The 22,463-nt window shown below is 73.5% G+C and carries 23 protein-coding genes, 2 tRNA genes and 1 riboswitch; of the genes, 10 read left to right on the forward strand and 15 right to left on the reverse strand.

Features of this window, described 5'->3' with window-relative positions:
• The first annotated feature begins 97 nt into the window (after nucleotides 1–97).
• Complete coding sequence (locus CLV92_RS18915) at nucleotides 98–337, forward strand: hypothetical protein (RefSeq protein ID WP_104435379.1); 240 nt, start codon at nucleotides 98–100, stop codon at nucleotides 335–337.
• Nucleotides 338–466: 129 nt separating this feature from the next.
• Complete coding sequence (locus tag CLV92_RS18920) at nucleotides 467–1,255, forward strand: hypothetical protein (RefSeq protein WP_158257337.1); 789 nt, start codon at nucleotides 467–469, stop codon at nucleotides 1,253–1,255.
• Nucleotides 1,256–1,301: 46 nt separating this feature from the next.
• On the opposite strand, the gene CLV92_RS18925 is transcribed toward CLV92_RS18920, so the two are convergent.
• The 6 genes from CLV92_RS18925 to CLV92_RS18955 all read right to left on the reverse strand — a co-directional run bounded on the left by CLV92_RS18925 (nucleotide 1,302) and on the right by CLV92_RS18955 (nucleotide 5,428).
• Nucleotides 1,302–1,712: a hypothetical protein gene (locus CLV92_RS18925; protein WP_104435382.1), complete on the reverse strand. Its 411-nt coding sequence runs from the start codon at nucleotides 1,710–1,712 to the stop codon at nucleotides 1,302–1,304.
• Nucleotides 1,705–2,277, reverse strand: coding sequence for a hypothetical protein (locus tag CLV92_RS18930; RefSeq protein ID WP_146099654.1), 573 nt, complete (start codon nucleotides 2,275–2,277; stop codon nucleotides 1,705–1,707). The genes CLV92_RS18925 and CLV92_RS18930 overlap by 8 nt, the downstream gene beginning before the upstream one ends.
• 123 nt (nucleotides 2,278–2,400) lie before the next feature.
• Nucleotides 2,401–2,697: a hypothetical protein gene (locus CLV92_RS18935; RefSeq protein ID WP_104435386.1), complete on the reverse strand. Its 297-nt coding sequence runs from the start codon at nucleotides 2,695–2,697 to the stop codon at nucleotides 2,401–2,403.
• A gap of 153 nt (nucleotides 2,698–2,850) precedes the next feature.
• A complete protein-coding gene (locus tag CLV92_RS18940; RefSeq protein WP_146099655.1) occupies nucleotides 2,851–3,132 on the reverse strand; it encodes a hypothetical protein in 282 nt (93 codons plus the stop codon).
• A gap of 321 nt (nucleotides 3,133–3,453) precedes the next feature.
• Complete coding sequence (locus CLV92_RS23145; RefSeq protein WP_170112790.1) at nucleotides 3,454–4,017, reverse strand: EAL domain-containing protein; 564 nt, start codon at nucleotides 4,015–4,017, stop codon at nucleotides 3,454–3,456.
• A 295-nt stretch (nucleotides 4,018–4,312) separates the two neighbouring features.
• Complete coding sequence (locus CLV92_RS18955; RefSeq protein ID WP_104435392.1) at nucleotides 4,313–5,428, reverse strand: acyltransferase family protein; 1,116 nt, start codon at nucleotides 5,426–5,428, stop codon at nucleotides 4,313–4,315.
• A 132-nt stretch (nucleotides 5,429–5,560) separates the two neighbouring features.
• On the opposite strand from CLV92_RS18955, the gene CLV92_RS18960 reads away from it, so the two are divergent.
• A complete protein-coding gene (locus CLV92_RS18960) occupies nucleotides 5,561–5,800 on the forward strand; it encodes a hypothetical protein (RefSeq protein WP_104435394.1) in 240 nt (79 codons plus the stop codon).
• Between the two features lie 40 nt (nucleotides 5,801–5,840).
• On the opposite strand, the gene CLV92_RS18965 is transcribed toward CLV92_RS18960, so the two are convergent.
• The gene (locus CLV92_RS18965) at nucleotides 5,841–7,085 is read right to left on the reverse strand and encodes an OmpA family protein (RefSeq protein WP_146099657.1); all 1,245 of its coding nucleotides are present in this window, start codon (nucleotides 7,083–7,085) and stop codon (nucleotides 5,841–5,843) included.
• On the opposite strand from CLV92_RS18965, the gene CLV92_RS18970 reads away from it, so the two are divergent.
• Complete coding sequence (locus CLV92_RS18970) at nucleotides 7,084–8,403, forward strand: right-handed parallel beta-helix repeat-containing protein (RefSeq protein WP_104435396.1); 1,320 nt, start codon at nucleotides 7,084–7,086, stop codon at nucleotides 8,401–8,403. The two genes, CLV92_RS18965 and CLV92_RS18970, sit on opposite strands and share 2 nt — an antisense overlap.
• Nucleotides 8,404–8,423: 20 nt before the next feature.
• Here CLV92_RS18970 and CLV92_RS18975 read toward each other — a convergent pair whose 3' ends face one another.
• The 6 genes from CLV92_RS18975 to CLV92_RS19000 form a co-directional block, all read right to left on the reverse strand.
• Entirely contained in the window at nucleotides 8,424–9,185 is a 762-nt protein-coding gene (locus CLV92_RS18975) for an HNH endonuclease signature motif containing protein (protein ID WP_146099659.1), read from the reverse strand.
• 14 nt (nucleotides 9,186–9,199) lie between these two features.
• Nucleotides 9,200–10,552 (reverse strand): UDP-glucose dehydrogenase family protein, encoded by a 1,353-nt coding sequence (locus tag CLV92_RS18980; RefSeq protein ID WP_104435400.1) that lies wholly within the window; start codon nucleotides 10,550–10,552, stop codon nucleotides 9,200–9,202.
• 70 nt (nucleotides 10,553–10,622) lie between these two features.
• A complete protein-coding gene (locus CLV92_RS18985) occupies nucleotides 10,623–11,948 on the reverse strand; it encodes a right-handed parallel beta-helix repeat-containing protein (RefSeq protein WP_146099660.1) in 1,326 nt (441 codons plus the stop codon).
• Nucleotides 11,945–13,810: a right-handed parallel beta-helix repeat-containing protein gene (locus tag CLV92_RS18990; RefSeq protein WP_146099661.1), complete on the reverse strand. Its 1,866-nt coding sequence runs from the start codon at nucleotides 13,808–13,810 to the stop codon at nucleotides 11,945–11,947. The genes CLV92_RS18985 and CLV92_RS18990 overlap by 4 nt, the downstream gene beginning before the upstream one ends.
• Nucleotides 13,811–13,817: 7 nt before the next feature.
• On the reverse strand, nucleotides 13,818–15,116 hold the full coding sequence (locus CLV92_RS18995) for a glycosyltransferase (protein WP_170112787.1): 1,299 nt from the start codon (nucleotides 15,114–15,116) through the stop codon (nucleotides 13,818–13,820).
• A 531-nt stretch (nucleotides 15,117–15,647) separates the two neighbouring features.
• A complete protein-coding gene (locus CLV92_RS19000; RefSeq protein ID WP_104435407.1) occupies nucleotides 15,648–16,802 on the reverse strand; it encodes a PrsW family intramembrane metalloprotease in 1,155 nt (384 codons plus the stop codon).
• Nucleotides 16,803–16,977: 175 nt separating this feature from the next.
• Here CLV92_RS19000 and orn point away from each other — a divergent pair, with 175 nt between their 5' ends.
• On the forward strand, nucleotides 16,978–17,595 hold the full coding sequence (gene orn / locus CLV92_RS19005; protein WP_104435495.1) for an oligoribonuclease: 618 nt from the start codon (nucleotides 16,978–16,980) through the stop codon (nucleotides 17,593–17,595).
• Between the two features lie 145 nt (nucleotides 17,596–17,740).
• Nucleotides 17,741–17,816, forward strand: a tRNA-His gene (locus CLV92_RS19010).
• A 50-nt stretch (nucleotides 17,817–17,866) separates the two neighbouring features.
• Here CLV92_RS19010 and CLV92_RS19015 read toward each other — a convergent pair.
• Complete coding sequence (locus CLV92_RS19015; protein WP_146099662.1) at nucleotides 17,867–18,532, reverse strand: hypothetical protein; 666 nt, start codon at nucleotides 18,530–18,532, stop codon at nucleotides 17,867–17,869.
• 265 nt (nucleotides 18,533–18,797) lie between these two features.
• Between CLV92_RS19015 and CLV92_RS19020 the strand changes: the two genes are divergently transcribed.
• On the forward strand, nucleotides 18,798–19,001 hold the full coding sequence (locus CLV92_RS19020) for a hypothetical protein (RefSeq protein WP_104435410.1): 204 nt from the start codon (nucleotides 18,798–18,800) through the stop codon (nucleotides 18,999–19,001).
• Between the two features lie 60 nt (nucleotides 19,002–19,061).
• Nucleotides 19,062–19,134 (forward strand) — tRNA-Lys (locus CLV92_RS19025).
• A gap of 64 nt (nucleotides 19,135–19,198) precedes the next feature.
• Here CLV92_RS19025 and CLV92_RS19030 read toward each other — a convergent pair.
• A complete protein-coding gene (locus CLV92_RS19030; RefSeq protein ID WP_104435412.1) occupies nucleotides 19,199–19,651 on the reverse strand; it encodes a hypothetical protein in 453 nt (150 codons plus the stop codon).
• A gap of 875 nt (nucleotides 19,652–20,526) precedes the next feature.
• On the opposite strand from CLV92_RS19030, the gene CLV92_RS21670 reads away from it, so the two are divergent.
• Both CLV92_RS21670 and CLV92_RS19055 read left to right on the forward strand, forming a co-directional pair.
• A complete protein-coding gene (locus CLV92_RS21670; RefSeq protein WP_158257338.1) occupies nucleotides 20,527–20,688 on the forward strand; it encodes a hypothetical protein in 162 nt (53 codons plus the stop codon).
• An 844-nt stretch (nucleotides 20,689–21,532) separates the two neighbouring features.
• A riboswitch (cyclic di-AMP (ydaO/yuaA leader) is annotated at nucleotides 21,533–21,696 on the forward strand.
• Nucleotides 21,697–21,700: 4 nt separating this feature from the next.
• Nucleotides 21,701–22,456, forward strand: coding sequence for a M15 family metallopeptidase (locus CLV92_RS19055; RefSeq protein ID WP_245886980.1), 756 nt, complete (start codon nucleotides 21,701–21,703; stop codon nucleotides 22,454–22,456).
• Nucleotides 22,457–22,463 lie beyond the last annotated feature (7 nt).

The following is a 22,463-nucleotide window of genomic DNA, read 5'->3' on the forward strand; positions in this document are numbered from 1 at the left end:
TCACGCAACTCCGCGGGGTAACGCTTGGACGTGCTCCCTGACATGACTCCATCCTTCCCAAGGAACGGAGTCTCCGGACTCGCCGGGGCGGTTCAGGGTGCTGGTGGACCTGGGCCTAGAAGAGGACGAAGAGGACCCGGTCGTCACCCACCTGCTGGCGCATCCCGGCGTTGTGGAGGCTTACCAGGAGGACACCGAGGTCTACTACTGGGTGACCCACACACCCCTGACCATCGCGCAGGCGGGCGCCCACGCTCTTGCCGCACTCCTGACAGGCCACCGGGCCGCCCTGCGCCGGGCAGGACTGCAACCACCCGACGAGCCCACCAGCACATGACCACGTCCTGAGCTGCGCCCAACGCACTCATCTGCCGCGCTGCGGGCGCGATCATGGGCGGCGGGCGGACACGCGACTTTGTCGATGTGCGCGCATGGAGGGAGTCGTGTCCTGGGTACCGTCGGGAGGGTGGATAAGGCTCCGGAGGCTGCCCCGTTGTGGTCGGCTCTGCGACGAGGTCGCCGTGATGAAGCCGTCCAGGTGCTGCTGTCGATGCCGGCAGCACAGCGGCAGCGCTTGCGCCCGGCGGTGCGTGCTCACGAACGCTTCGTTACCAGCCATCCGGACAGTGCCCGCGCCCCCGACGGGGAGTGGAGCGGCCCGCTGCGCTCCGGTCACTGGTCCGCGGCGAAGGCCGCGCTTCTGGCCTGCTCCCCGCTGCCACAGGCGGTGAAGTACTGGCCCTTGGACATGCCCGACGCCGTCGACCTGCCCCGTGCGTTCTTCCCCGAGGACCTCGACGCGTTCGTCGAGGAGTGGTCGGCCCGCTTCCTGCGCAACCCCAAGGCCTGGGACCGCATCCGCGGCCTGGATGCGATGTTCGACTGGGCCCACCAGGGCCTGGTGCCTGCCCCGACGCAGCCAGGGGCGGTGCTCTGCCTGGCCACCGGCATCCCGGGCGCCCACAGCGGCACCCACCTGCTGCGCTACCTCGAAGAGCGGCCCTGCCTGATCGAGGTCACCTTCGCGCGCATCTTCGACGTCGACGGCATCAAGGGCGCCTCGCTGGCGCAGCGGGACGAGACCACCCCCTGGCGCAGTCGACGGCTGGACAACTACGTGATCCCGCAGTTGATCCGGCGCGGGCACTGGAGCCGACAGATGGTCCTCGACGGCATCGACCGTGCCCTCAGCCGCGGCCAGACCCCCTACCTACGGCGCTGGTTCCACGGCCTCGCGCAGATCATCGGCCCTTGACGAACATCCGCCTCCGCCGCTCTGCGGGCGCGGTCTGCGCGGGGTGCTAGGGCACGTCTCCGGCCTCGCGGATCCACTCTTCGATGTCGGCCTTGCTCTGCGGCTCGGGCATGACGACACCGCCGGTGAGCCACAAGCGCGCCCCCAGCTCCCCGGCCAGGTCGTACAGGCCGGTGAACACCGCTCGGGCATCACTGGTGCTGGTTCCGGTCGGGCTGAGGTAGGAGATCGCCCCGTCCATCATCCGCAGCTGCCCGTCGCTGCCCCGGCACAAGAGGAGGTCGTAGGAGACGGTTCCGTGCAGCCAACCGCCCTCGCCGTCCTCCTCGCCCAGGTCCGCGCCGAGCTCGGCCAGCCGGCGGCGCAGCAGCCTCTCGTCCAGCACCGGCAGCGGATCAAGGTTCTCCCCGTCCTCGTCGACCCACTGCGCCGCGAAGATTCCGAAGTGCTCAGCCATCGCTGCACCCCTCCGGCGTGGGGGACTCGTCGATGAGGAAGGTGACCACCTCGTGCAGCGCCTGCGGGTTGACCGGTTCGCGGTACATGACCACCCCGAGGGCCTCCCCGTAGACGAAGCTCTCCGGCTTGAAGATGCCGAACGGTCCTTCCAGCACGGTTGCGTGCTGGTTGACGTCGCGGATCTTCGGGTCGCGCCGGTACACGACCCACCGCGCCTGCGGCAGCACGGCGTGCAGGACCTGCCCCAGGTAGGCGCCGACCTCGTCGACGAGGCGGACCTGGCGCAGTGAGAGCAGCTTCTCCCCGAAGAAGCCACTGCCGTTCTCGGCACCCGGCTGCCACCAGGACGGGGAGCCGGCGAGCCCGTCCTCGGCGTCGGCGTCGAGCTGCTCGAAGAACCACACCCCCAGCGCCTCGAGGCCCTCCACGGTGCCATCCAGCTCGGGCCCACCCGTGCGCGCGATGCGCCGGCGCAGGCGCTCCACCAGCTGCGGCCGCTCCGCGAGGTAGGACTCACGGTAGGCCTCGGCCTCCTCGAGGCTCAGGCGCATGAAGTCACGCACCTTCCCAGCGTAGGAGCGCACCACCAGCACGGACCGAGAGTGGGCGTCCGCATCCCACTCCTGGCCCTGGCGCTCGATCCATGACCTTGACCAACGCGCGCTCACGCCGCCGTGCGGGCGCGATCAATCGAAGAGGCCCTCGAGGAAGATGCTGGGACCACCGAAGGTGAGGAAGACAAGCAGGGCGGAGCCCGGCACCGCCACCAGTCCCCACCGCTTGGCTCGGGGGAGGAGTCCGACCCAGGCTGCGCCCCCGAGTACCAAGGCGCCCGGCGCCGCGAAGAACCACCACACCTCGCGAGGCAGCAGCGGCGTCCTGCCGATCCACCCGTCGAAGATGCCCATGATCAAGCACGCATAGGCACCAACCCCGCTCAGGAGGGCCATGGCGATCGCCGCGGTCCAGCGCCACCACGCCACCTCGCGTCCCCTCTCGCGTCGATCGTCTACACGATGACGCCTTGCTTGCCTCGAAGCAGCCGCTGAGCGGGTCACCTCAACATCCGACTTTGCCGCGGTCAGTGCGCGCCTCTGCCGATCTGCGCGCAGTGAGGTGGCGCCGCTGGGGTTCATTCAGTAGCGGTTGGTCTTGGCCCTGCGAAGGATCATCAGCGCAAAGGGCAGGAAGATCACCACTGTTACCACGGCGAGCATGACCAGCCCTGCAGGGCCGTACTCGACGTGGTGCTCGCAGGCCGCTGGCATGTCGCCGCTGAGGGGACCTTGGCCGTAGCAGCGGTAGCCCGACCATGATTGGAACCACCCCATGATCTGGCGAGCCCCGTACACGACGATCACCGTGGCGGCAAGGAAGCAGACGACCGCTGCACGCATCAGTCTTGCCCGCACGCTCATCTCGGGAGGCTACGGGGACTGCCCCGAGTTCGGTTGACTCTCGTCGGTCGGGGCGGTCCCGCCTGCCGCCGTGGCTCGCTAGACGGGTCGGTGAGGCTGCCGCAGCCGGTCAGCAGCTTGTCAGCAGCGTTGATGGTCGCCGGTCGTCCCACCTTGCTCTCTGGGTGACTCAACCGGACCCTGACCTGCACCGACGCTCCACAATGGACACGTCCCGCCACCACTCAGCACGCTGCCGGGACTTCTTCTAATCGGACGGTCGAAGGTTCGAATCCTTCCGGGCGCGCCGTCTCCCCCGGCCCTCAGCCCCGGTCCACTCGATCAGGCGTGGGACCCGACGAGGGTCCCGACCTCCACAGCGGACAGCGGCGGGGCCAGTCCGAAGCCCTGCAGGAGGTCGCAGCCGAGGTCGCGGGCCTGCAGGCGCTGCCGCTCGGTCTCGACGCCCTCGGCGACCACCTTCAGGTCGAGGGCGTGGGCGAGGGCGACGATCGCAGCGTCCGGGTCGGCGCGGAGCAGGGCGTGGCGCAGCCGGTCCGACAGCAGCGCCCTGTTGGGCAGGCCCGTCAGCGCGTCGTGCAGCGCGCGGTGGCCGGAGGCGTCGGCGGCCTCGCGCAGCTCCGCCCGAGCCTGGGCGTTGAAGAGGTAGCCGGCGGCGACGTCGGCGAGGACCTGCGCGCCGACCAGGTCCGCCTCGGACAGCGCGCGCGGGACCTCGCAGTACAGGTCCAGTGCCCCCAGCCGCCCGGAGCCCAGCCGCAGGGGGAACGAGAAGACCCCGCCCAGGGCCGCCTCGCAGGCGGGGGGGGGGACAGCCGGAACCGCTCGTCGCGGGACAGGTCGGGGATGAGGACGCGGTCCCCGGTCGAGTGCGAGACCGGGCAGGGCCCCTCACCGGTCTCCAGCTGCACCCGCTCGATCGCGAGGATCTTGTCGTTGCCGGCAGCGACCATGTGCATCGAGTCGTCGGCGCCGACCAGGACCACCCCGGCGCCCGTGGAGGACGCCCCCGGTGAGACGGCGACCTTCCGCACCGTCGACGACCGCAGCAGCAGCCACCGCCGCCCATCCTCGTCCCCGCCACCTGCTCCTCGCCTCTGCTTCCGCAGGCCCGTGCCGGGGCTCCTCCGGTCCGGGGCCAGGACGACGGGGCGGGGCGCGGTCGCGGTGACCGCTGGGTTCAGCCCGCGCGGGCCGCGGCCCGCGCCCCGAGGCGCTTCTCGAGCCGGGTGCGCAGCGGCTTCTGCAGGGGGCGCTCCACGAGGCGGTGCAGCGCCCAGGCCAGGGCGATGCAGCAGCCCAGGGCGACGGCGAGGGTGGGGTAGCGCCCCAGCGCGGTGTGCAGCACGTCGATGAGGGCCCACCCGACGTACTCGTGGGTCAGGTAGAGCGGGTACGTCAGGGCGCCCAGCGCCGTCAGCAGCGGCAGGTCCAGGTCCCGCACGACCGGCACGAGGGCGACGGCGGCGACCAGGCCGATGCACCCGGCCACGACGAGGGCGAGGACGACCGGGGAGGTCCGCCCACCGGAGGTGACGTGGTCGATGGCCCCCGTCTGCCGGGTGGCCGCCAGGAGCACCGCCTGGGCCGCGTTGAGGCCGAGCAGCAGCCAGCGTCCGCCCGTGTGCCCGTCGCGGTGGAGGACGTAGAGCACCATCCCGGCGGCGAACAGCGGCGCGAAGCCCAGCAGCGTCACCGCCGAGGCCGCGGCCGGCGCGGCGAGGGTGAGCGCCGTGCACAGCACGGGCCCGACGCCGGCGCAGGCCAGCACCCTGCGGCGGGTCGGGCCGGCGAGCAGGAGCAGCAGCACCGCCAGGTAGAACTGCAGCTCCACCCACAGCGTCCAGTACACCCCGTCCACGCGGGGCACCCCGAACAGGTCCTGCAGCATCGTCAGGTTCACCAGGACCTCGACCGGACCGAGGTCGCCGAACGTCGGCCAGGCCCAGCGCAGGGTGGCGGTCAGCAGGACGGCCGCCCAGTACGCGGGGAAGAGGCGGCTGACGCGCGACGCCACGAACTGCGGCACGCTGCGGCCCCAGGCCGACATCAGGATGACGAACCCGCTGATCACGAAGAAGAGGTGGACTCCTGCGTAGCCGTAGCGGGTCACCGCCGACAGGGCGGGGAAGGCCTCCACCGGCAGCGGACCCCACCGCACGTGGTCCCGGGCGGTGAAGTGGAACAGCACCACCGCCAGGGCCGCCAGCAACCGCAGCGCGTCCATCGACCGCAGCCGGGAGCCCGCGCCGGCCGTGCGGACGGGACGGGGCGGGGCGGGCGCGGGGCGGGGCACCGGCAGACCGTAGACGAGGAAGCGCCCCGACGCCCTGTCGCACCCCGGCGGGGAAGCGCGCGGACGGCGCTCGGCGCCGCCGCGGTGCCGGAACCCGCTGACGGCGGCACGCCGCGGTGGAAGGATCGGCGCATGAAGAAGCCGGTCCCCGCCGCGGCCGTCGCAGCCCTGGCAGCACTCACCCTGACCGCGTGCAGCGACACCAGCCCCTGCGCCGAACTGCCCGCTCCGAGCCCGGAACTGGTCGCCGCCGCGAGCCAGCAGGTCCAGGGCCTCCCCGTGGAGGTCGAGGTGGAGCACGAGGGCGTCGACTGCTTCGTCGACCCCCGGACCCGCCGCTGGACCGAGGAGCTGGAGGACGAGGAGGCCTGACCTCCGCCTCCCCCGCTCCCGGCCGGTCCGGCGCCCGTCCCTACCGGCCGTGCCGCAGGACGAGCTCGACCCGGCGGTTGAGCTGCTGCGCGGCGGCGTCGAGCTCCCCCGCGGCGGTGGTGTCCGGCCGCACCGGTTCCCGCTCACCGCGGCCGCTGGGGCGCAGGCTGTCGCGCGGGACGCCCTGCGCGGAGAGCCGCTCCGCCACAGCGGTGGCGCGCCGCTCGGACAGGGACTGGTTGTAGCCCTCGTCCCCGGTGGAGTCCGTGTGGCCGACCACGTCGACGGACGGCGTCCCCAGCTCCCCCAGCAACCCGGCCACCCGCTGCAGCAGGGCCTCGGCCTCCGGCCGCACCCCCGCGGAGTCCAGGTCGAACAGCACGCCGGCGTCCAGCCGGACCACCGTGCCGCAGACCTCCCCCACCGGCTCGAACCGGTCGATGCGCGGCACCGGCGGGAACGGCGGCATGCCCTCCTGGAAGACCTCCGCGACCACCGCGGCGAAGGCCGGGTCGGCGTCGCCCTTCGTGCTGCCGTCGGCAGCGACCTTGACCCGCCCCTCGGGGCCCCGGTAGCTGCCCGAGCCGTCCACGTCGATCCACGCCCGGACGGTGTCGTCCTCGAACGAGCCCGAGCCGTCCGCCCGCACGAACGCGCGCAGGTCCTCCGACTCGTAGGTCCCCGCCCCGTCGGGGTGGACGCTGAGCCGGACGTCGACGTCCTCGTAGACGCCCGCGCCGCCGGGCAGGACGGCGATGTGCAGGTCGGGGGCGTCGTAGACACCGGTGCCGTCCCCGGCCACGGTCACCTGCACGTCGCCGGAGCGGAGCGTGCCCGTGCCGTCGGGCCGGACCGGGGAGGCGCCACCGGCGTCGGCCGCGACCGCCTCACCGGAGGGGCCGCAGTGGGCGTCGAGCACGGCGATGTCCCGGTACAGACCGGGGAGCACCTGGAGCTGCTCGCCGATCCGCTGGTTCTCCGCGTCGCGCAGCACGTCCGTGGGGACGGCGAAGGAGGGCAGTGCGGGCGGGGTGAGCCGCGCCCGCAGCTCCTCGGCCGTGAGGGAGGTCCCCGTCTCCTCCGGCGCCTGCTCCGGAGCCGTCGACGGCTGCGCCGCGCCGGTCGCGTCCGTCGGCGCGGCGCTGCCCGGCCGCACCTGCTCGGATCCCGTGCACGCCGTCGCGAGACACGCCAGGGCCAGCAGCGTCGCCAGCGAGCGCCCCCGTGAGACCACGCGCTCCCGCCCCCTCAAGATGACGCCCGTGCAGGTCGACGTTCGTTCCATGCGCCCCAGCCTCCGCATCGCTTCCCTCGCTCTCGTCGCCGCGTCGTGCCTGCCCCTGGTGCCGACCGCAGCCGCCGCGACGACCGCGCCCGCCGTCCTGTACGGCGGCGCGACGCTCGGTGGAACCGTAGTGGCAGGAGGTCTGGTCGATGTCGTCGCGCCCGGCGCGGTCAGGGTGAAGTTCTACCTCGACGGCGACTACCGCGCGGTCGACGTCACCGCCCCGTTCCAGTGGAAGCTGTCCGCGCCGGCGGGCAGCCACGTCCTGCGGATCCGCAGCTACGACGCCCAACGGAACTCCACGACGACCGAGGTCCGGTTCACCGTCGGTTCGACGGCGATCGCGCCGGCTCCCACCCCGACCCCGACCCCGACGCCCACGCCGGTCGCACCCGCACCCGCACCCGCACCCGTGGACGGAGCGTCCTCCCGCACCGTGCGAACGGTCGAGGAGATCCGCAACGCGGTCGCCACCGCGAAGCCGGGCGACGTCATCACAGTGGCCGACGGCGAGTACACGATCCGCCCGCGCCTGGTGGTCAGCGCCAACGGCACCGCCGCCGCCCCCATCACGCTGCGCGGCTCGCGCGCCGCGGTCATCCGCTCCACGTCCACGGGCGGCGACTACGGCATGCACGTCACCGGCGACCACTGGCGCATCGAAGGGCTCACCGTCGCCCACGCCACCAAGGGCATCGTCCTCGACCAGTCCGTCGGCACGGTGATCGACCGCGTCGAGGTCCACGACATCGGCCACGAGGGCGTGCACTTCCGCTGGTGCTCCAGCGACGGCAAGCTCATCAACAGCTACGTCCACGACACCGGCCGGACCAACGCCGGGTACGGCGAGGGCGTCTACGTCGGTTCGGCGAACTCCAACTGGTCCAAGTACGCCTGCGTCGACGGGCGCGACAACAGCGAGCGCGTACTCATCGAGAACAACGTGTTCCGCAACATCGCCGCTGAGGGCGCCGACCTGAAGGAGGGCACCGAGTCCGGCACCCTGCGCGGCAACCTCTTCGACAACGTCGGCTTCAGCGGCGCGAACAGCGCCGACTCCGCCGTCGACGCCAAGGGCAACGGCTGGCTCATCGAGCGCAACACCGTGCGCAACGGCACGGGCAGCTTCCTCGACGGCTACCAGACGCACAGCGTCTACACCGGCTACGGCGTCGGCAACGTCTTCCGCGGGAACACCGTGGAGGGTCGCGTGCCCGGGTGGGGCTTCGGGATCTACCCCGCACGCTCCAACACGGTGGCCTGCGACAACTCCGCCCCCCAGGCGGCGAAGGGGCTCGCGAGCGTGCCCTGCTCCTGACCTGGGGAACGGAGCGCTCGTCAGTAGCGCTTCTGCCAGGTCAGCTCCTTCGAGGGGCTCTCGGTGCAGACCAGCTTGGGGCCGCCCTCCCCCGCCTTGGCGAGGACCCCGATCGCCGGGCAGGGCAGGCCCACGTCGACCCCGCCCGGCGGCGGGGGCGGAGCCGGGATCCCCGCCCCCGCTCCCGGCGGCGGTGCGGCGGAGGAGTAGCGGTCCACGGCCGCCCGCCAGTCCGCGACCAGGGCCTGCTGGGCCTCCGCGAGCGGAACGGAGCCCGCGCACACGAGTGCGTGCAGCTGACGCTCGAGCTGGTCCTTGTGCGCCGCCGCGAACTGGCCGTCGCGCGGCTGCGGCCAGAGGTTCCCCGGCGCGTTGGTGCCACCCAGGCTCACCGGGACCAGGTGGTCGATGGTGTAGCCCTCCCGGTCGCGCAGGGCGACGCCGTACGCGACGAGCGCGTCCGCCTTGTCGCTGTAGCGCAGGTTGTGCACCCCGGCGGTGTAGCGGTCGGCGCAGACGTCCTCGCGGGTGACGTCGGGGAACACCGCCCCCGGTGTGAGCGCCAGGTCCGGCAGGACCGTTCCGTCGGCGGCCGCGGGACGCGCGACGACCGGCTCCTCGACGACCGTCCGGGTCGGAGCGGGGATCTCGAGCACCCGGACCTCCGGCGTCGCCGGTGGCTGCACGCCGGGGAGGGGTTCCGGCTCGCCCGAGCACCCCGCCAGCAGCGAGGCGCACGCACCCGCGACCGCAGCCGCGCCCACCACGTCCAGCCCGCGCACGCGCACGCCTGTGGTCACGGCCGGCCCAGGGCGCGGTACTCCCACCCCGCCGAGCTCCAGAGATCGCGGTCCAGCGCGTGCCTGCCGTCGACGACACGGCGGTGCGCGACGACCCCCGCGAGGATCTCCGGGTCCACCTCGCGGAACTGGGCCCACTCGGTCAGCAGCACCACCACGTCGGCGTCCCGGGCCGCGTCCATCGCGGAGTCGGCGTACGACAGCTGCGGGTAGGCGCGGCGAGCGTTGTCCATCGCCTCGGGGTCGTAGACGGTGACCTGCGCACCGGCGTCCTGCAGCAGGACGGCCACGTCCAGCGCCGGGGCGTCGCGGATGTCGTCGCTGTCGGGCTTGAAGGCCGCGCCCCACGCGGCGATCCGCGCACCGTCCAAGGAACCCCCCGCCAGTTCGCGGACCAGGTCCACTGTGCGGGCGCGGCGCCGCTTGTTGATCGCGTCGACCTCCCCGAGGAAGGTCACCGCCTGGCCGACGCCCAGCTCCTGCGCGCGGTGCTTGAAGGCGCGGATGTCCTTGGGCAGGCAGCCGCCGCCGAATCCGAGGCCCGGCCGCAGGAAGCGCCCGCCGATGCGGGCGTCGTGGGCCAGCGCCCCGGCCAGCGCGGTGACGTCCGCGCCGGTCGCCTCGCACACCTCCGCCATCGCGTTGATGTAGGAGATCTTCGTCGCGAGGAACGAGTTCGCGGCCACCTTCACGAGCTCCGCGGTCGGCAGGTCCATCACCAGCACGGGAGTCCCGTGCGCCTCGACGACGGGCGCGAAGGCGGCCCGCAGCTGCTGCTCCGCCCACTCGGAGCCCACGCCGAAGACCAGGCGGTCGGGGTTCATCGTGTCCTGGACGGCGAACCCCTCGCGGAGGAACTCCGGGTTCCACGCCAGTTCGACCTCCTCCCCCGCCGGCGCGACCTCGTGGACGAGGGCGGTGAGCTCTGCCGCCGTCCCGACGGGGACGGTCGACTTGCCCACGACGAGGGCCTTGCGGTCGAGGTTCTCGGCGAGCCGGCGCACAGCCGACCGGACATAGGTGAGGTCGGCCGCGTCACTGTCCGGCGCCTGCGGGGTGCCCACGCAGACGAAGTGCACGTCACCGAAGGCGGCCGCCTCGGCGAAGTCCGTGCCGAACCGGAGCCGGCCGCTGTCCAGCGCCTTGCGGAGCAGTTCGGGCAGGCCGGGCTCGAAGAACGGGACCTCCCCGGCCGCGAGCCGCTCGACCTTGGTGCGGTCCACGTCGACGCCCAGCACCTCGAAGCCGAGGACGGCCATGCAGATGGCGTGGGTGGCGCCGAGGTAGCCGGTGCCGATGACGGTCAGGCGCGGGGCGGTCGTGCGACCCTCGGCCGGGGGCGTGCTCATGCAGGACTCCTGTGGGTGGGCAGCGGATGCTGGGGATGGTGCTCGGTGGGGGCGGCGGCGTCGGGTCGGTTCAGCCGCTGCAGTCGACACCGCTGGTGGCCTCGCCGCCGGAGCTGTCCCGGTTGTCGCAGCGGACCTCGTTCGCGGTGTCCCTGGGCTTGTGGATGTAGATGCCGACGCCGTCTCCGGACGCCTCGACGACGTTCTCGGTGAAGACGTTTCCGGTCCCCCACCCGTCGAGGATGCGGTGGGTCTGCATGCCGTCCTTGGGGGTGTTGCGACCGGTGTTGCCCCGGATGAGCCAGTCGTTGCCCTTGACGTCCACCCAGGAGTCGGCCGCCGTCATGCCGGTGCCGTCGAACGTGTTGTCCAGGAGGGCTCCGCCGGTCGTCCCCTCCTTGATGTCGACGGACTCCGAACTGGTCCGGCTGATGGTGTTCAGCGCCACGAGGTTGAAGTCGCTGCGGTCCGGTCCGCCGTCGCCGTACTTGGGCCAGTTCTTCTCGGCGGAGCCGATGTAGACGCCCTCGCCGAACTTCTCCTTGCGCAGCCCGGTCCGCCGGATCGTGTTGCGCAGCACCGCGTTGCCGGTGCTGTGCGAACGCAGGTGGATGGCCTCGTCGCCGATGTCCTCGACGAGCAGGTCCTGCAGGACGGTGCCGCTGGTGCCGTCGGTGACGACGCCCTTCTGGGAGTTGCGGATGGTGAGCCCGACGACCCGCCAGTGCTGCGCCGGCGCCAGGTGGAGGGCGTACCCCTTGCGGGTGCTGCCGGTCTGCAGCACCGCCTGGCGGCCGCCGCAGAGCCAGATCGGCTGGTCGGCCGTCCCGGACACCTGGGCGACGAACCGACCCGTGTACGTGCCGTCCGCCAGTTCGATGACGTCGCCCGGCCGCGCCGCGTCCAGCGCCTCCTGCAGCTCCTCGGCGGAGCTCACGGTGGTGGTCGCCGAGGGGCACCGGACCGGGCTCGCGTCGGGCACTTCCGTCGCCCTGGGCACCTGACTACCGGCCACCACGGGCACCTCCTGCTCGCCGCCGTCCCCGGAGCTGTCATCGACCTCATCGCCGGAGCCACTGCCGGAGTCGTCGGAGGAGTCGTTCGCGCTGGCGGCGCGGTCTGCACCGGACGGCGCCGAGACGGTCGGCGCCGGCTGCACGGTCGAGGGCAGCACCGTGGGCGCCGGTGTCGCGACGGCCACCGGACCCACTGCCCCCGTGTGCTCCAGCGCCGGCTCGCCGCCGGGCAGGGCGACCGCCGCCCACGCCGTCAGCGCCACCACTCCGGTCGCCACCGAACCGGTGACCAGGCCGTCGCGGAAACCCAACTGCCCACTGCGCGCCCGCTCCAGCATGCGCCGGGCGGCCCCCGGCCGCGGTGCCCCCGGAGCCGTCACCGGGCACCCGACAGCGCCGGAGCGTCGTCCCGCAGGTCGATCGTCCGCGGAGCGGGGATCGGCAGGGCGCCCTGGTGCGCCATCTGGTGGGCGTAGGGGTGCTCCACGGTGCGCGTGCGCGAGCGACCGCGGAGCGCCGACGTGACGACGAGCAGCACGATCAGCGTCCACAGTGCGGTCATGGGCTGCAGGAGCTTCTTGAACCAGTAGTACCAGGGCGTCGTGTCGTCCCAGCCCTCGACCTCGTTGGACGCCGCCGCGAAGTCACCGGTGGACCGTGCGGTGTCCAGGGCGCTGGCCCCGGCGCCGGCGAGCACGTTGTAACTGACCTCGGCGCCCTCCGCCCGCCCGACGAGGGAGACGCCGTGGCTGCTCGCCTCCTGCACCGTGTTCCCCCGGACCTCGGCCACGGAGTCCCGGAGGTAGATCCCCGTCCTCGCCCCCTTCACGAGGTTCCCGGTGACCGTGGAGTTGCGCACGCCGTCGATGAGGGCGATGCCGTGGCGCTCTGTCCGCGCCACCTCGTTGCCCGTGACGGAGACCCGCTCTGCGGCACTGCGGACCACGATGCCCATGGAGTTGCCTGCGAGGCGGTTGTTCTGGACACCGACGTCGAGGCCACCGATGACCTCGATCCCGTAGTGGCCGTTGTCCTGGAAGGTCCCGTTGGTGACGGAGTTGCGGCCGTAGCTGACGGTCGTGGCCCCGGTGGCGCTCGGGCCTGCCGCCAGGGGTTCGCCCGACATGCTGACGCCGTTCATCTCGTTGTCGCTGGCCGTGACGCCGTTGAGGGAGATGCCGGTCGTGGCCCGGTCGAGGGTGATGCCGTTGCCCCGGTTGCCGGACGCGACGGTCCGCTCGATGACGCCGTTGCTGACGTAGCGGTGCAGGATCACGCCGCCGATGAGGCTGCGCTCGACGCGGCTGTCCCCGATGTGGAGCCCGTTGGCGCCGGTGATGAACAGGCCGTAGGCGTTGTCCTCGATCGTGGTGTTCTCGATGCGGGTGGAGACGTAGTCGAAGGCGGGGACGCTGTAGTCCAGGTTGGGGTTCTCCTGTCCGGGTTCCAGCGGCCCGGCCGGCTGCGCGGAGACCCCCTCCAGCACCGACGGGAGCTGCTCGGCGCCCGGCCGGATGTTGGCCAGCGGCTCGATGGCTCCGGTGTTCGGCCGGTCGGTGCCGGTGAGTGACAGCCCACCCGTGCGCCCGCTCCAGAACCCCAGCTTCGACAGCTGCGCATGCTCGGCGTGGAACTGCCCACCGAGGGCGCGGAGATAGGCCCGGCCGTCCACCAGTTCGGTGTCCGGCGCCCCGGCGTCGGCGTTCCAGCTCTCGATCCGGACGGGAGCCCCTTCCTCACCGGCGAGCTGGAGCTTCCCGCCGAGGCTGACGATCGACGTGAAGCCCTTCGGGCTGCTGGCGAGGCGCACCGTCAGCCCGCCGGGCTGGCTCAGTCGGAGCGTGGCGCGGGTCGAGACGATGACGTGCTCGGTGAGGAGGTACGAGCCGTCGGACATCTTCAGGAAGGTCTGCGGAGCGAGCTGCAGCAGGTCGGCGACGGTGTACGGCTCGGAGCGGGGCGTCAGCACCAGCGTGAACCCGGTGCCGGTGCTGAGGCGGTACGGCTTCTTCCACGCCTCCCCCTGCCAGCGGGCGACGGCGGTCACGGTGCGGATCTCCGTGAGGCGGCGGTCCTCCGCGGCGACCAGGGCGGCGGAGCGCTGCTCCTCGCTGTCGGTGAGGGGCTTCACGCTCGCGACGGAGGTCTCGGCGTGGGCGAGCGGACCGGCAGCCGCCGAACCGGCGGAGACGAGGGCGGCGGCGACCAGCGCGTACCCGCCCCGGCGTCGGGGAGTGCTCATCGTCATCTCAGACCGCCTCGAGGCTCGCGTCGCCCGCGGGCGCGGGGTTGGGGATGGAGATGGGCGCAGGGACGGGCGCGGGGTCGGTGAGCGTGGCCGCGGACTGCCCCTCGCCGCCGGTGCTGTCGGCGGTGCGGGTCAGCCAGCCCTGCTTGTTCATGGTGACGATCGCGTAGGCCTTGATGGGGAGGGCCACCAGGATCACGACCAGCGCGTAGAGCGGCAGCAGGAGGATCTCCTGCGGGTGGCGGCGCAGGTGCGAGAAGGAGCGGATGCCGCGCCCGACGAGCAGCCAGGCGGCCGCCAGCGCGAAGCCGGCCGGGGTCAGCTCGAGACGACTGAAGACGAGGTACGCCAGGGTCATGCCCATCGTGACCGGCGTGAGCAGGATCTGCAGCACCGTGACGATGGTGATGACCGGCATCTTCCACAGCCAGCCCTTCCAGAGGGCCGTCAGGTACGTGCGGGCGGAGTTGCGGCTCCAGCGGACGCGCTGCTTGACGAACGCGCGGAACGAGTCAGGGAACATCGAGATCGCCCTGGCCGAGCTCTGGTGCACGGTCTTGTAGCCCGAGGCGAGCACCAGCCAGGTGAGGCGGCCGTCGTCACCGGCGATGCAGCGGCGTCCCAGGAAGAACTCGTGCTCCAGGTTCGGCAGGACGGGCATCACGACGGAGCGGCGGTAGGCGGCGGTCCGCCCGGAGACGCATGCCACGGCGCCCCTGCGCCCCATGACGGGCACGTAGTCGTAGTAGCGGAGGTTGACCATCCAGTCGGCGATGCGCCGCCACACGCTGCTGGTGCGCTGGTAGACGTTCTGCTGGGTGCTGACCGCGCCCACCATCGGGTCCGCGAAGGGCATCTGGACGTTGCGGAGGAGCCCGTCCGTCCACATCGTGTCGGAGTCCGCGAGCACGACGACCTCGTTGCGCGCGGCGCGGATGCCGACCCCGAGCGCGGAGCGCTTGCCCTCGTGCCGGTACACGATGACCTGGAGTCGGGGGTCGTCGATCTCCGCGAGCAGGCGCTGGCACTCCTCGTCGGCCACGTCCACCACGACGATGAGCTCTCCGGGATCCTGCGAAAGCCAGTTGCGGGCGCAGTCCTGGAGGATCCGGGGATCCTCGCGGTAGGAGGGGACGACCACCGAGGTGGAGGTGGTGAAGTCGTTGACGATGGGCTTGCAGAAGCGCGAGCCGATGACCCGGTACAGCCACAGCGCCCACACGCTGATGCCGAAGGCACCGAGGGGCGCCAGGTCCCTCCACTGCGCTTGGCTGCCGAAGAACGTCTCTAGCCAGGACAAGAAGGAGCCTCCAGTGAACAGTCGCCAGGGACGGGGGTGGAGTGGCGTCGTCGCTCACCGGGACAGCAGCTTCATGCGCCCGCACGGGGCGGAACCCGCGTGCGGTTCTCGCCGCGGATGGAACTCCCGGTGATCCGGGCGCTCCGCCGCACAGTCGTTTCGTGACAGCGCGCGCACCTTCGGACACCGAACGTCGGATGGTTGAGGGCGCTCACTGCTCGTACCGACCAGGCCCCGTCGTGAGCCCCCTCACCCGTTCGGCGGGCTGAAAGATAGCGTGTTCTCACCCGTGTGGGGGAGCCTTTGCGCCATCTGGGTGACGGACCCGTGGACCAGGCGGGGGACACCCCTTGACACCACGGCGAAGCGGCGATGACGAGCGGGTGTCGCGGCGGTGACGCGCTCGTGGATCCCGCCGTGGCCCCCGGGCACGCGGGCCGGACCGCGCCGGGAGTGCGCCACCCGGACGGCCACGTGCCGGCACGGCACGGCACGGCCCCGCTCGGGGGCCGACCGCGACGCGCTCCGACGTCAGCGCAGCGCGCCGTGGCCCACCGCGAGGGGCGCCAGGAACGCCCTGCGCGCCACCGCGATGCGGTGCAGCAGCGTGAGCTCGTCCTCGACGACGCGGACGTCGGTGCCGCGTTGCGCGCGGTCGCGGCGGAAGGCCAGGGCGGTGGCCAGGTTCTGGAACTCCCCCATCGCCGCCCGGCCCTGCAGCCCACCCGCCCCCAGCGCCCACGCGCGGGCCTCGCGCCGGCGCCGGGGGGAGGCGAGCATGTGGACCTCGGCGTCGGTCAGCCAGCCCGTCTCGGCGTAGACCTGCAGGTGCTTGGCGATCAGGTGCGCCTCCCGGGCCCGGGCCACCAGCGCGAGGGCGACGGCCAGCGCGAAGACGGGCATCTGCAGGAGCACGTAGGCCGGCAGGAAGAGCCCCGCACTGGCGCTGGCGTTCCACAGCGCGTGCAGCGCCACGGCGACGCAGAACCCGAGCACCGGCGCCCCCAGCCGCACGAGGACGTTGCGGTGCCGCGCCGCGATGCCCAGGCCCACCCCGAAGGCCATCGTGAAGAGCGGGTGCGCGAACGGGGAGGCGATGCAGCGCAGCACGAACACCACGGCCAGCGACGCCACGCCGTCGGTCGCCAGGGCCCTGCCGAGGTAGAGGACGTTCTCCAGGAACGCGAAGCCCACCCCCACGAAGGCGGCGTAGACGATGCCGTCGACGACGCCGTCGAAGTGCCTGCGCTGCCGCCACAGCAGCAGGAGCACCGCGGCGCCCTTGAGGGACTCCTCCACCACCGGCGCGATCACCACCGACGGGTCGGCGAGGCTGCCGGGCGTGCGCAGCAGCAGGAGGGAGCCCGCGGTGTTCAGGACCAGCGAGCCGAACGTGGCCACGCAGGCGCCCCAGCCGAAGGCGAACGCGAGCAGGTGCGGCGGCTCGGCCTCGTGCCGGTCCAGCCACAGCACGCACGCCAGCACCGGCCCCACCGGCAGCGCCGCGAGCAGCACCCCGTAGACGAGCCCGTCGACGCCGACCTCCCAGGTGACGACGCCGAGGCTCAGCAGCCCGCACACGAGCAGGATGAGCACCGTCAGGACCGTCAGCGGCAGGCGGGCGCGGAACGCCCCGGGAGGCGGTGGCGCACCGCCGGGAGGAGAGACGAGCGGCGCGTCCGACATGGGCGGGAGGTTAGCCGCGCACCGGCCCCCGGGCAGGGCGAGCACCCTCCCCTCCCCGCGGCGCCGGGCGGGGGCGTCGGAGCCGCTGTCCTAGGCTGGCCGGGTGAGCAGCGACAGCGCCGACCTCGGCAGCAGCCCGGCACAGGAGCGCACCCCGGAGCGGGCGCAGGACCGGGTGCAGGACAGGATCGTCTGGATCGACTGCGAGATGACCGGACTGAGCCTGGAGCGGGACGCGCTGATCGAGGTGGCCGCGCTCGTCACCGACGCCGACCTGAACGTCCTCGGCACGGGGGTCGACGTGGTGGTCCGGCCCCCGGAGGGCGCCGTGGAGGCCATGGACCCCGTCGTCGTCGCGATGCACACCGCCTCCGGCCTGCTCGCCGAACTGCCCGAGGGCCGGACGATGGAGGAGGCCGAGCAGGCGGTCCTGGACTACGTCCGCCAGTGGGTGCCCGAGCCGCGCAAGGCGCCGCTGGCGGGCAGCTCCGTGCACACCGACCGCGCTTTCCTCGCACGCGACATGCCCGTGCTCGTGGACCACCTGCACTACCGCCTCATCGACGTCTCGTCGCTGAAGGAGCTGGCCCGCCGGTGGTTCCCGCGCGTCTACTACAACACCCCGAAGAAGCACGGCGGCCACCGCGCGCTCGCCGACATCCGCGAGAGCATCCAGGAGCTGAAGTACTACCGCGAGGTGCTCTTCGTCCGCGATCCCGGCCCCGACTCCGAGACCGCCCGGGCCGCCGGTGGGCGCCTGGAGCTGCGTCCGGAGGCGACCGGGCCCGAGTGAGGCGCGCGGCCGGCCTCCTCGTCGGCGAGGTCCCCCGCCGCGCCCTGCCGGGCCGCCGCGCCGCCGCGGACGGGTGACCGGTGCGGAACGGGCCCGCGAGTGGGGCTATGCTCTCCTCTGTCCGCGCGCTCAGGCGCCGTACGTGGTGGGTGTAGCTCAGCTGGTAGAGCACCTGGTTGTGGTCCAGGAAGTCGCGGGTTCAAGTCCCGTCACTCACCCCACGAGAGAGGGCCCCGTCTGCTGGTGCAGGCGGGGCCCTCGTCGTGCGCCCTCACTCGTCCCGGCAGGGCCCGGGGTCGGGCGGTCCGGGGTCGACGGAGCCGGGCCGGCCGGGCGCCACCGAGGGCCGCGGCGCGTGCATCAGCTCCCGAAGCCTCTCCCCCAGCCACGCCAGGTACGCGTCGCGGTCGGCCCGCAGCTCCAGCGGCAGCAGGAAGCGGCCGTCGCCCAGCCGGGACCACGACCTGCCCCGCACGGGCAGGACCACCAGTTCCAGGTCGACGGGTGGCAACCTGCGCCCCAGCCCCAGCTCCAGGTCCCGGACGAGGCCCACCTCGAACAGCGCGCTCGGCAGGCGCCGCAGCAGCCGGCTCTCCCGCTCGCGCTGCCAGGCGCTCCACTCCAGCGCGTCGTCGAGGAGCAGCTCCGCCACCCCCCGCAGCTCCGGCATGCCGCGCAGGCCGGTGAAGGACGGCGGCAGGATGCCCGCGAGCGCGGCGTGCTCGTCGGCGAGGGCTGCGGCCCACCACCGCGACCACTGCGCCGCGGCCGCCTCGGCTCCGGGGACCCGCACGCGGGGCGTCAGCGGCGGGTCGGCGGGAGGGAGGTGTCCCTCCTCGGGGCGCAGCCCGGCGGCGTCGCGCAGGTGCAGGCCGAGCAGCAGGGCCTGGGGCATGGCGCTGCGGATCGACCAGCCACGGGCCGCTCCTCGCTGCACCCTCCCCAGTCTCGGTGCCGCCGCCCGGGTCGTCCACCGAGATCCCCGGCACGGAGAACCCCTGGAAGCGGTGGGGTTCGTGCGACGGGTGGGGCGCGCAGGGCACCTCAGCGCGACCGTGCTTGGGCCGGCGCCGGCCGCGGCCAGCGCGCCGCTGCTCCGAAAGCGTTGCGTCCAGGCACCGGCCTCAAGCGCCCACCCCCTCCCGACGAACTAGTTCTCGACCCCCCGATCGGAGGGGGCCCCCATCCCTGGGAGGACTCAGATGACGCCCGAGGACAGCTGGCCGGCCCACGAGCAGGCCACGGAGCCGACCGCGGTACCGCACGCGGAACCGGTCATGGCGATGCTGCAGGAGCACATCCCGCTCTCGCTGATCCTGGACCTGGCGGTCCCCGGCGGCCCCGCCTCGCACGAACTCCTGGAGGCCGAAGGCCTGCCGGAGCAGGAGTGGTGGACCCCCGCCTGACCCGATCGGCCGAGCCGATTTTCTCGACCCCGAGCAGGCCTGCTATGGTTTCGACCCGTTGCGCCGTTAGCTCAATTGGCAGAGCAGCTGACTCTTAATCAGCGGGTTCGGGGTTCGAGTCCCTGACGGCGCACTCGCAGGACGAAGGGGCGGTGACCACCGGGTCACCGCCCCTTCGCCGTGCCCGGCGGGGATCCTCAGGCGGCGCGCCCCGGGACCTGGGAGGTGCTCAGCCGCCGGCCGTAGCGGGCCCCGAGGACCAGCAACGTCAGCCCCACCCCCAGGTAGGCGCCGACCCGCTCGATGCCGTCGAGGACGCTGGCGTCCACCAGGACCTTGACCACCGCCGCGCCCATGGTGACCAGTCCCGCGTCGCGCACCGCGGCGACGGGGCTGCGGGAGAGGAAGGCCGCCAGCAGCGAGAACCCCAGCGCCGCGAGGGCGAGCGTGGTGACGAGGTGCCCGACGAGGAAGCCGTCCGCCGCACCGCTTCGGGTGAGCAGCAGCACGCAGGCGGGGACCGCCGCGGCCGCCGTGCCGTACCAGGCGATGACGAGGGCCGGCCCCCACACGACGGGCGAGTGCAGCGCCCCCGCGTGGACGTGGCGGAGGGCAGCCGCCGTGGAGGCCACCCGCACCACGAGCAGCACGCAGCACGGCGGAGACCACGTCGGGCCAGGCCGCGCCGGCGGCCAGCGCGGACGGGCTGACGAGCCTCCCCGGCTCGACGCGGGCCAGCAGCTCGCCCAGCGCGACCACGCCGAAGCCCAGCGACGTGAAGAGGGCCGTCCGGGTCCGGGAGACGTGGGTGACGACGTCGAGGACCAGCGCCTGCCCGAGCAGGATCACCACCGCGTAGGGGGCGGCGGCCACCAGGAGGGTCGCGACGAGGACGAACGCCGCGGCGACGGCGAGGAAGGTGGTGCGGACCGGGGCGGACAGCGCCCGCGCGCCCCGGCCGGTCGGGAACGCCGAGGTGGCGAGTGCCACGGCGAGGGACAGCAGGACGCCCAGCACGAACAGGTCGCCGCGCTCCTGCCCGAACTCCACCAGCGCCAGCACCGGCAGCGCGAAGACGGGGACCGCGACGACGAGGTGGTGCGCCCCGGTCCGGCGGACCTGCACGGCCACCCACGCCCAGACGGCCACCGCCGCGGCCAGCGGCACCAGGACCGACAGCCCGGACGGGCCCCCCGCGACCGCGGTCGCCGCCGCGTAGAGCCACGTGCAGGTCAGCACCACCGACGTCAGCCCCACCCGGCCCGGGCGCAGGAGAAGCACCCGTCCGCAGCCGACGGCCAGGACGAGGACGTGGGCGCTCATCAGGGCGACGTCCTCCGCCGCCCCCACGAAGGGCACGAGCAGGCAGACGGCGGTGATGCCCGTGACGGCGAGCGCCTGCGAGCACCAGCGGTGCGCGATCTCCAGGCCGGCCAGCGCCAGCGCGACGGCCAGGAGCAGGCCGGGCACCGCGGGCAGCCACTCGTAGACGGCGGTCGCGGCGAGGAGGGCGAGGTGCAGGCCGGTGAGGCCGACGCCCGCCAGGGAGACGGCCGCCGCCCCGGTGCCGGAGCGGGCCCGCACCCGCGCCGCGGCGGCGAGCAGGACAGCGGAGAGCACGACGAGGGAGGCGGTGCGCGGCACGGGGCCGAACACCCCGCTGCGCACCCCGAGGACGACGAGGTAGGTGACGCCGACGAGGGTGATGACGGTCCCGAGCACGGCGAAGGCCGCTGAGAGCAGCCGCTCCGTGGAGCGGCCCCCGGGCCGCTCCGGCACCGCCGGGCGGCCCGCCGGCGCAGTGGACGCGGCGTCGGGGAACGGAGGCGCCGCGGCGGGTGGCTCCGCAGGCTCCGGTCCCGACGCGGGCGCCCAGCGCGGATCGGGGGCGGGCGGCGGCACGAAGGGCGGCGCCGGGACACCGAAGCGCCCCGCCGCCACCGTCGAGCCCGCCCGCGCGGATCCGCGGCGGCGGGCGGTGGGCAGACCGGCGGCGGTGGGCAGACCGGCGGGCGGTGGGCAGACCGGCGGCGGTGCGCGTGAGCTCCTCGAGACCGTCGAGTCGCTCGTGCACGGCGCGCACGCCCTCGTCGAGGCGGCGGAACTCCTGCTCCAGGTACTGCCGCAGCTCGTCCGGGTCGGTCATGGGCACTCCTGGCGAAGGGTGGCAGGGCGGCGGATGCCGCGGAAGGACGCCGGAGGGGCCGGTGCCCTCCGCCGGTAGTCCCGGCGTCGATCGGGGTGTGTCCGGACGCGCACAGCCCGGAGGAGACGTCGTCCGTACGGGCTCCCGGCCGCCGTCGCACGCTCCGTGACGCTCCCGCACGCAGGGCGCACGCCGTCGGCCCCGCACCGCACACCACGCGCGACGACCTGGTGACTCTCCGAATTCCACTGTGCGACAACGGGTTCGCGCCCACAGGCCGACACGCCCCGACGTGACATCGCGTCCTTGATCGGGTTAGTGTCCGCTCGCTCCCCGTCCTGCGACGGGGAGCCCTCGAGCGGACGCCGAGCCCTGCCACCGCTGACGAGGTCCCGCGACGACTCATGGCAGGGGTGGGGGAACCACTTCCGGGCCGCCCCCCGATCTCAGATCGGGGTGGTGGTCCTCGGGGTGAAGCCGGTGCGAACCGGCCGGGCGACCTTCCCGCCCGAACCCGACAGCTCACCTCGCAGGCGTCGGAGAGGTCCTCGCTGTGCCGACTCGCCTTCCGGCGCGCCACCGCGCCCCCGGTCGCCCCCTCACGCCCCTGGACGGCGCCGCCGTCCCCCTGCGCCGCGGCGCCGTCGCGCTCGGCCGCCGCACCGCCGTCGTGGCCGCGTCCTCCGGTCTCGCGTTCTCCCTCAGCGCCGCCGCCCCGGCCCACGCGCCCGCAGCGCCGGTGGCCGCGGGGACGCAGAACGCCACCGCCGGCGTTCCCGCGAGCACCGCGGCCGTGAGCGCCGCGTTCACCGCCGCCCCGGCCGCGGCGGTCTCCGCCCCCGCGGGCGCACCGGCCCCCGTGTCCGTCGACCCGGCCTTCGCCACCCTCCCCGCCGCGCCGGTCTCGCGCGACGCCGAGGGCGCGCCGCTGGAGCTGGTCGACTTCGGCAACGGCGAAGTGCCGGAGGAGGTCCTGCACGGCATCGGCCAGGACGCCCACGTCCTGTGGGGACCCGCCGCGGCGGCCTTCCAGCGCATGCAGGCCGCGGCCGCCGCCGACGGCGTCGAGCTGCGGGTGACGGACTCCTACCGCTCCTACGGGGAGCAGGTGGGCCTCGCGCGGCGCAAGGGCATCTACGGCCGCGGCGGGTGGGCCGCGCGCCCGGGCACCAGCAACCACGGCTGGGGCCTCAGCGTCGACATCGACGTGCAGGAACCCGTGCTCACCTGGCTGCGCACCCGGGCCGCCGAGTTCGGCTTCGAGGAGGACGTGCCCCGGGAGCCGTGGCACTGGACGTACACGGCCTGACGCGCCC

The organism is Kineococcus xinjiangensis, assembly GCF_002934625.1.
GTDB classification, from domain to species: Bacteria; Actinomycetota; Actinomycetes; order Actinomycetales; family Kineococcaceae; genus Kineococcus_A; species Kineococcus_A xinjiangensis.

Coding starts and splice junctions, on each gene's coding strand:
- CLV92_RS18960 (WP_104435394.1), top strand. CDS start 5,561: ATGAAGAAGCCGGTCCCCGCCGCGGCCGTCGCAGCCCTGGCAGCACTC.
- CLV92_RS18965 (WP_146099657.1), bottom strand. CDS start 7,085: ATGGAACGAACGTCGACCTGCACGGGCGTCATCTTGAGGGGGCGGGAG.
- CLV92_RS18980 (WP_104435400.1), bottom strand. CDS start 10,552: ATGAGCACGCCCCCGGCCGAGGGTCGCACGACCGCCCCGCGCCTGACC.
- CLV92_RS19020 (WP_104435410.1), top strand. CDS start 18,798: ATGACGCCCGAGGACAGCTGGCCGGCCCACGAGCAGGCCACGGAGCCG.
- CLV92_RS18990 (WP_146099661.1), bottom strand. CDS start 13,810: ATGAGCACTCCCCGACGCCGGGGCGGGTACGCGCTGGTCGCCGCCGCC.
- CLV92_RS18940 (WP_146099655.1), bottom strand. CDS start 3,132: ATGAGCGTGCGGGCAAGACTGATGCGTGCAGCGGTCGTCTGCTTCCTT.
- CLV92_RS19000 (WP_104435407.1), bottom strand. CDS start 16,802: ATGTCGGACGCGCCGCTCGTCTCTCCTCCCGGCGGTGCGCCACCGCCT.
- CLV92_RS18925 (WP_104435382.1), bottom strand. CDS start 1,712: ATGGCTGAGCACTTCGGAATCTTCGCGGCGCAGTGGGTCGACGAGGAC.
- CLV92_RS18970 (WP_104435396.1), top strand. CDS start 7,084: ATGCGCCCCAGCCTCCGCATCGCTTCCCTCGCTCTCGTCGCCGCGTCG.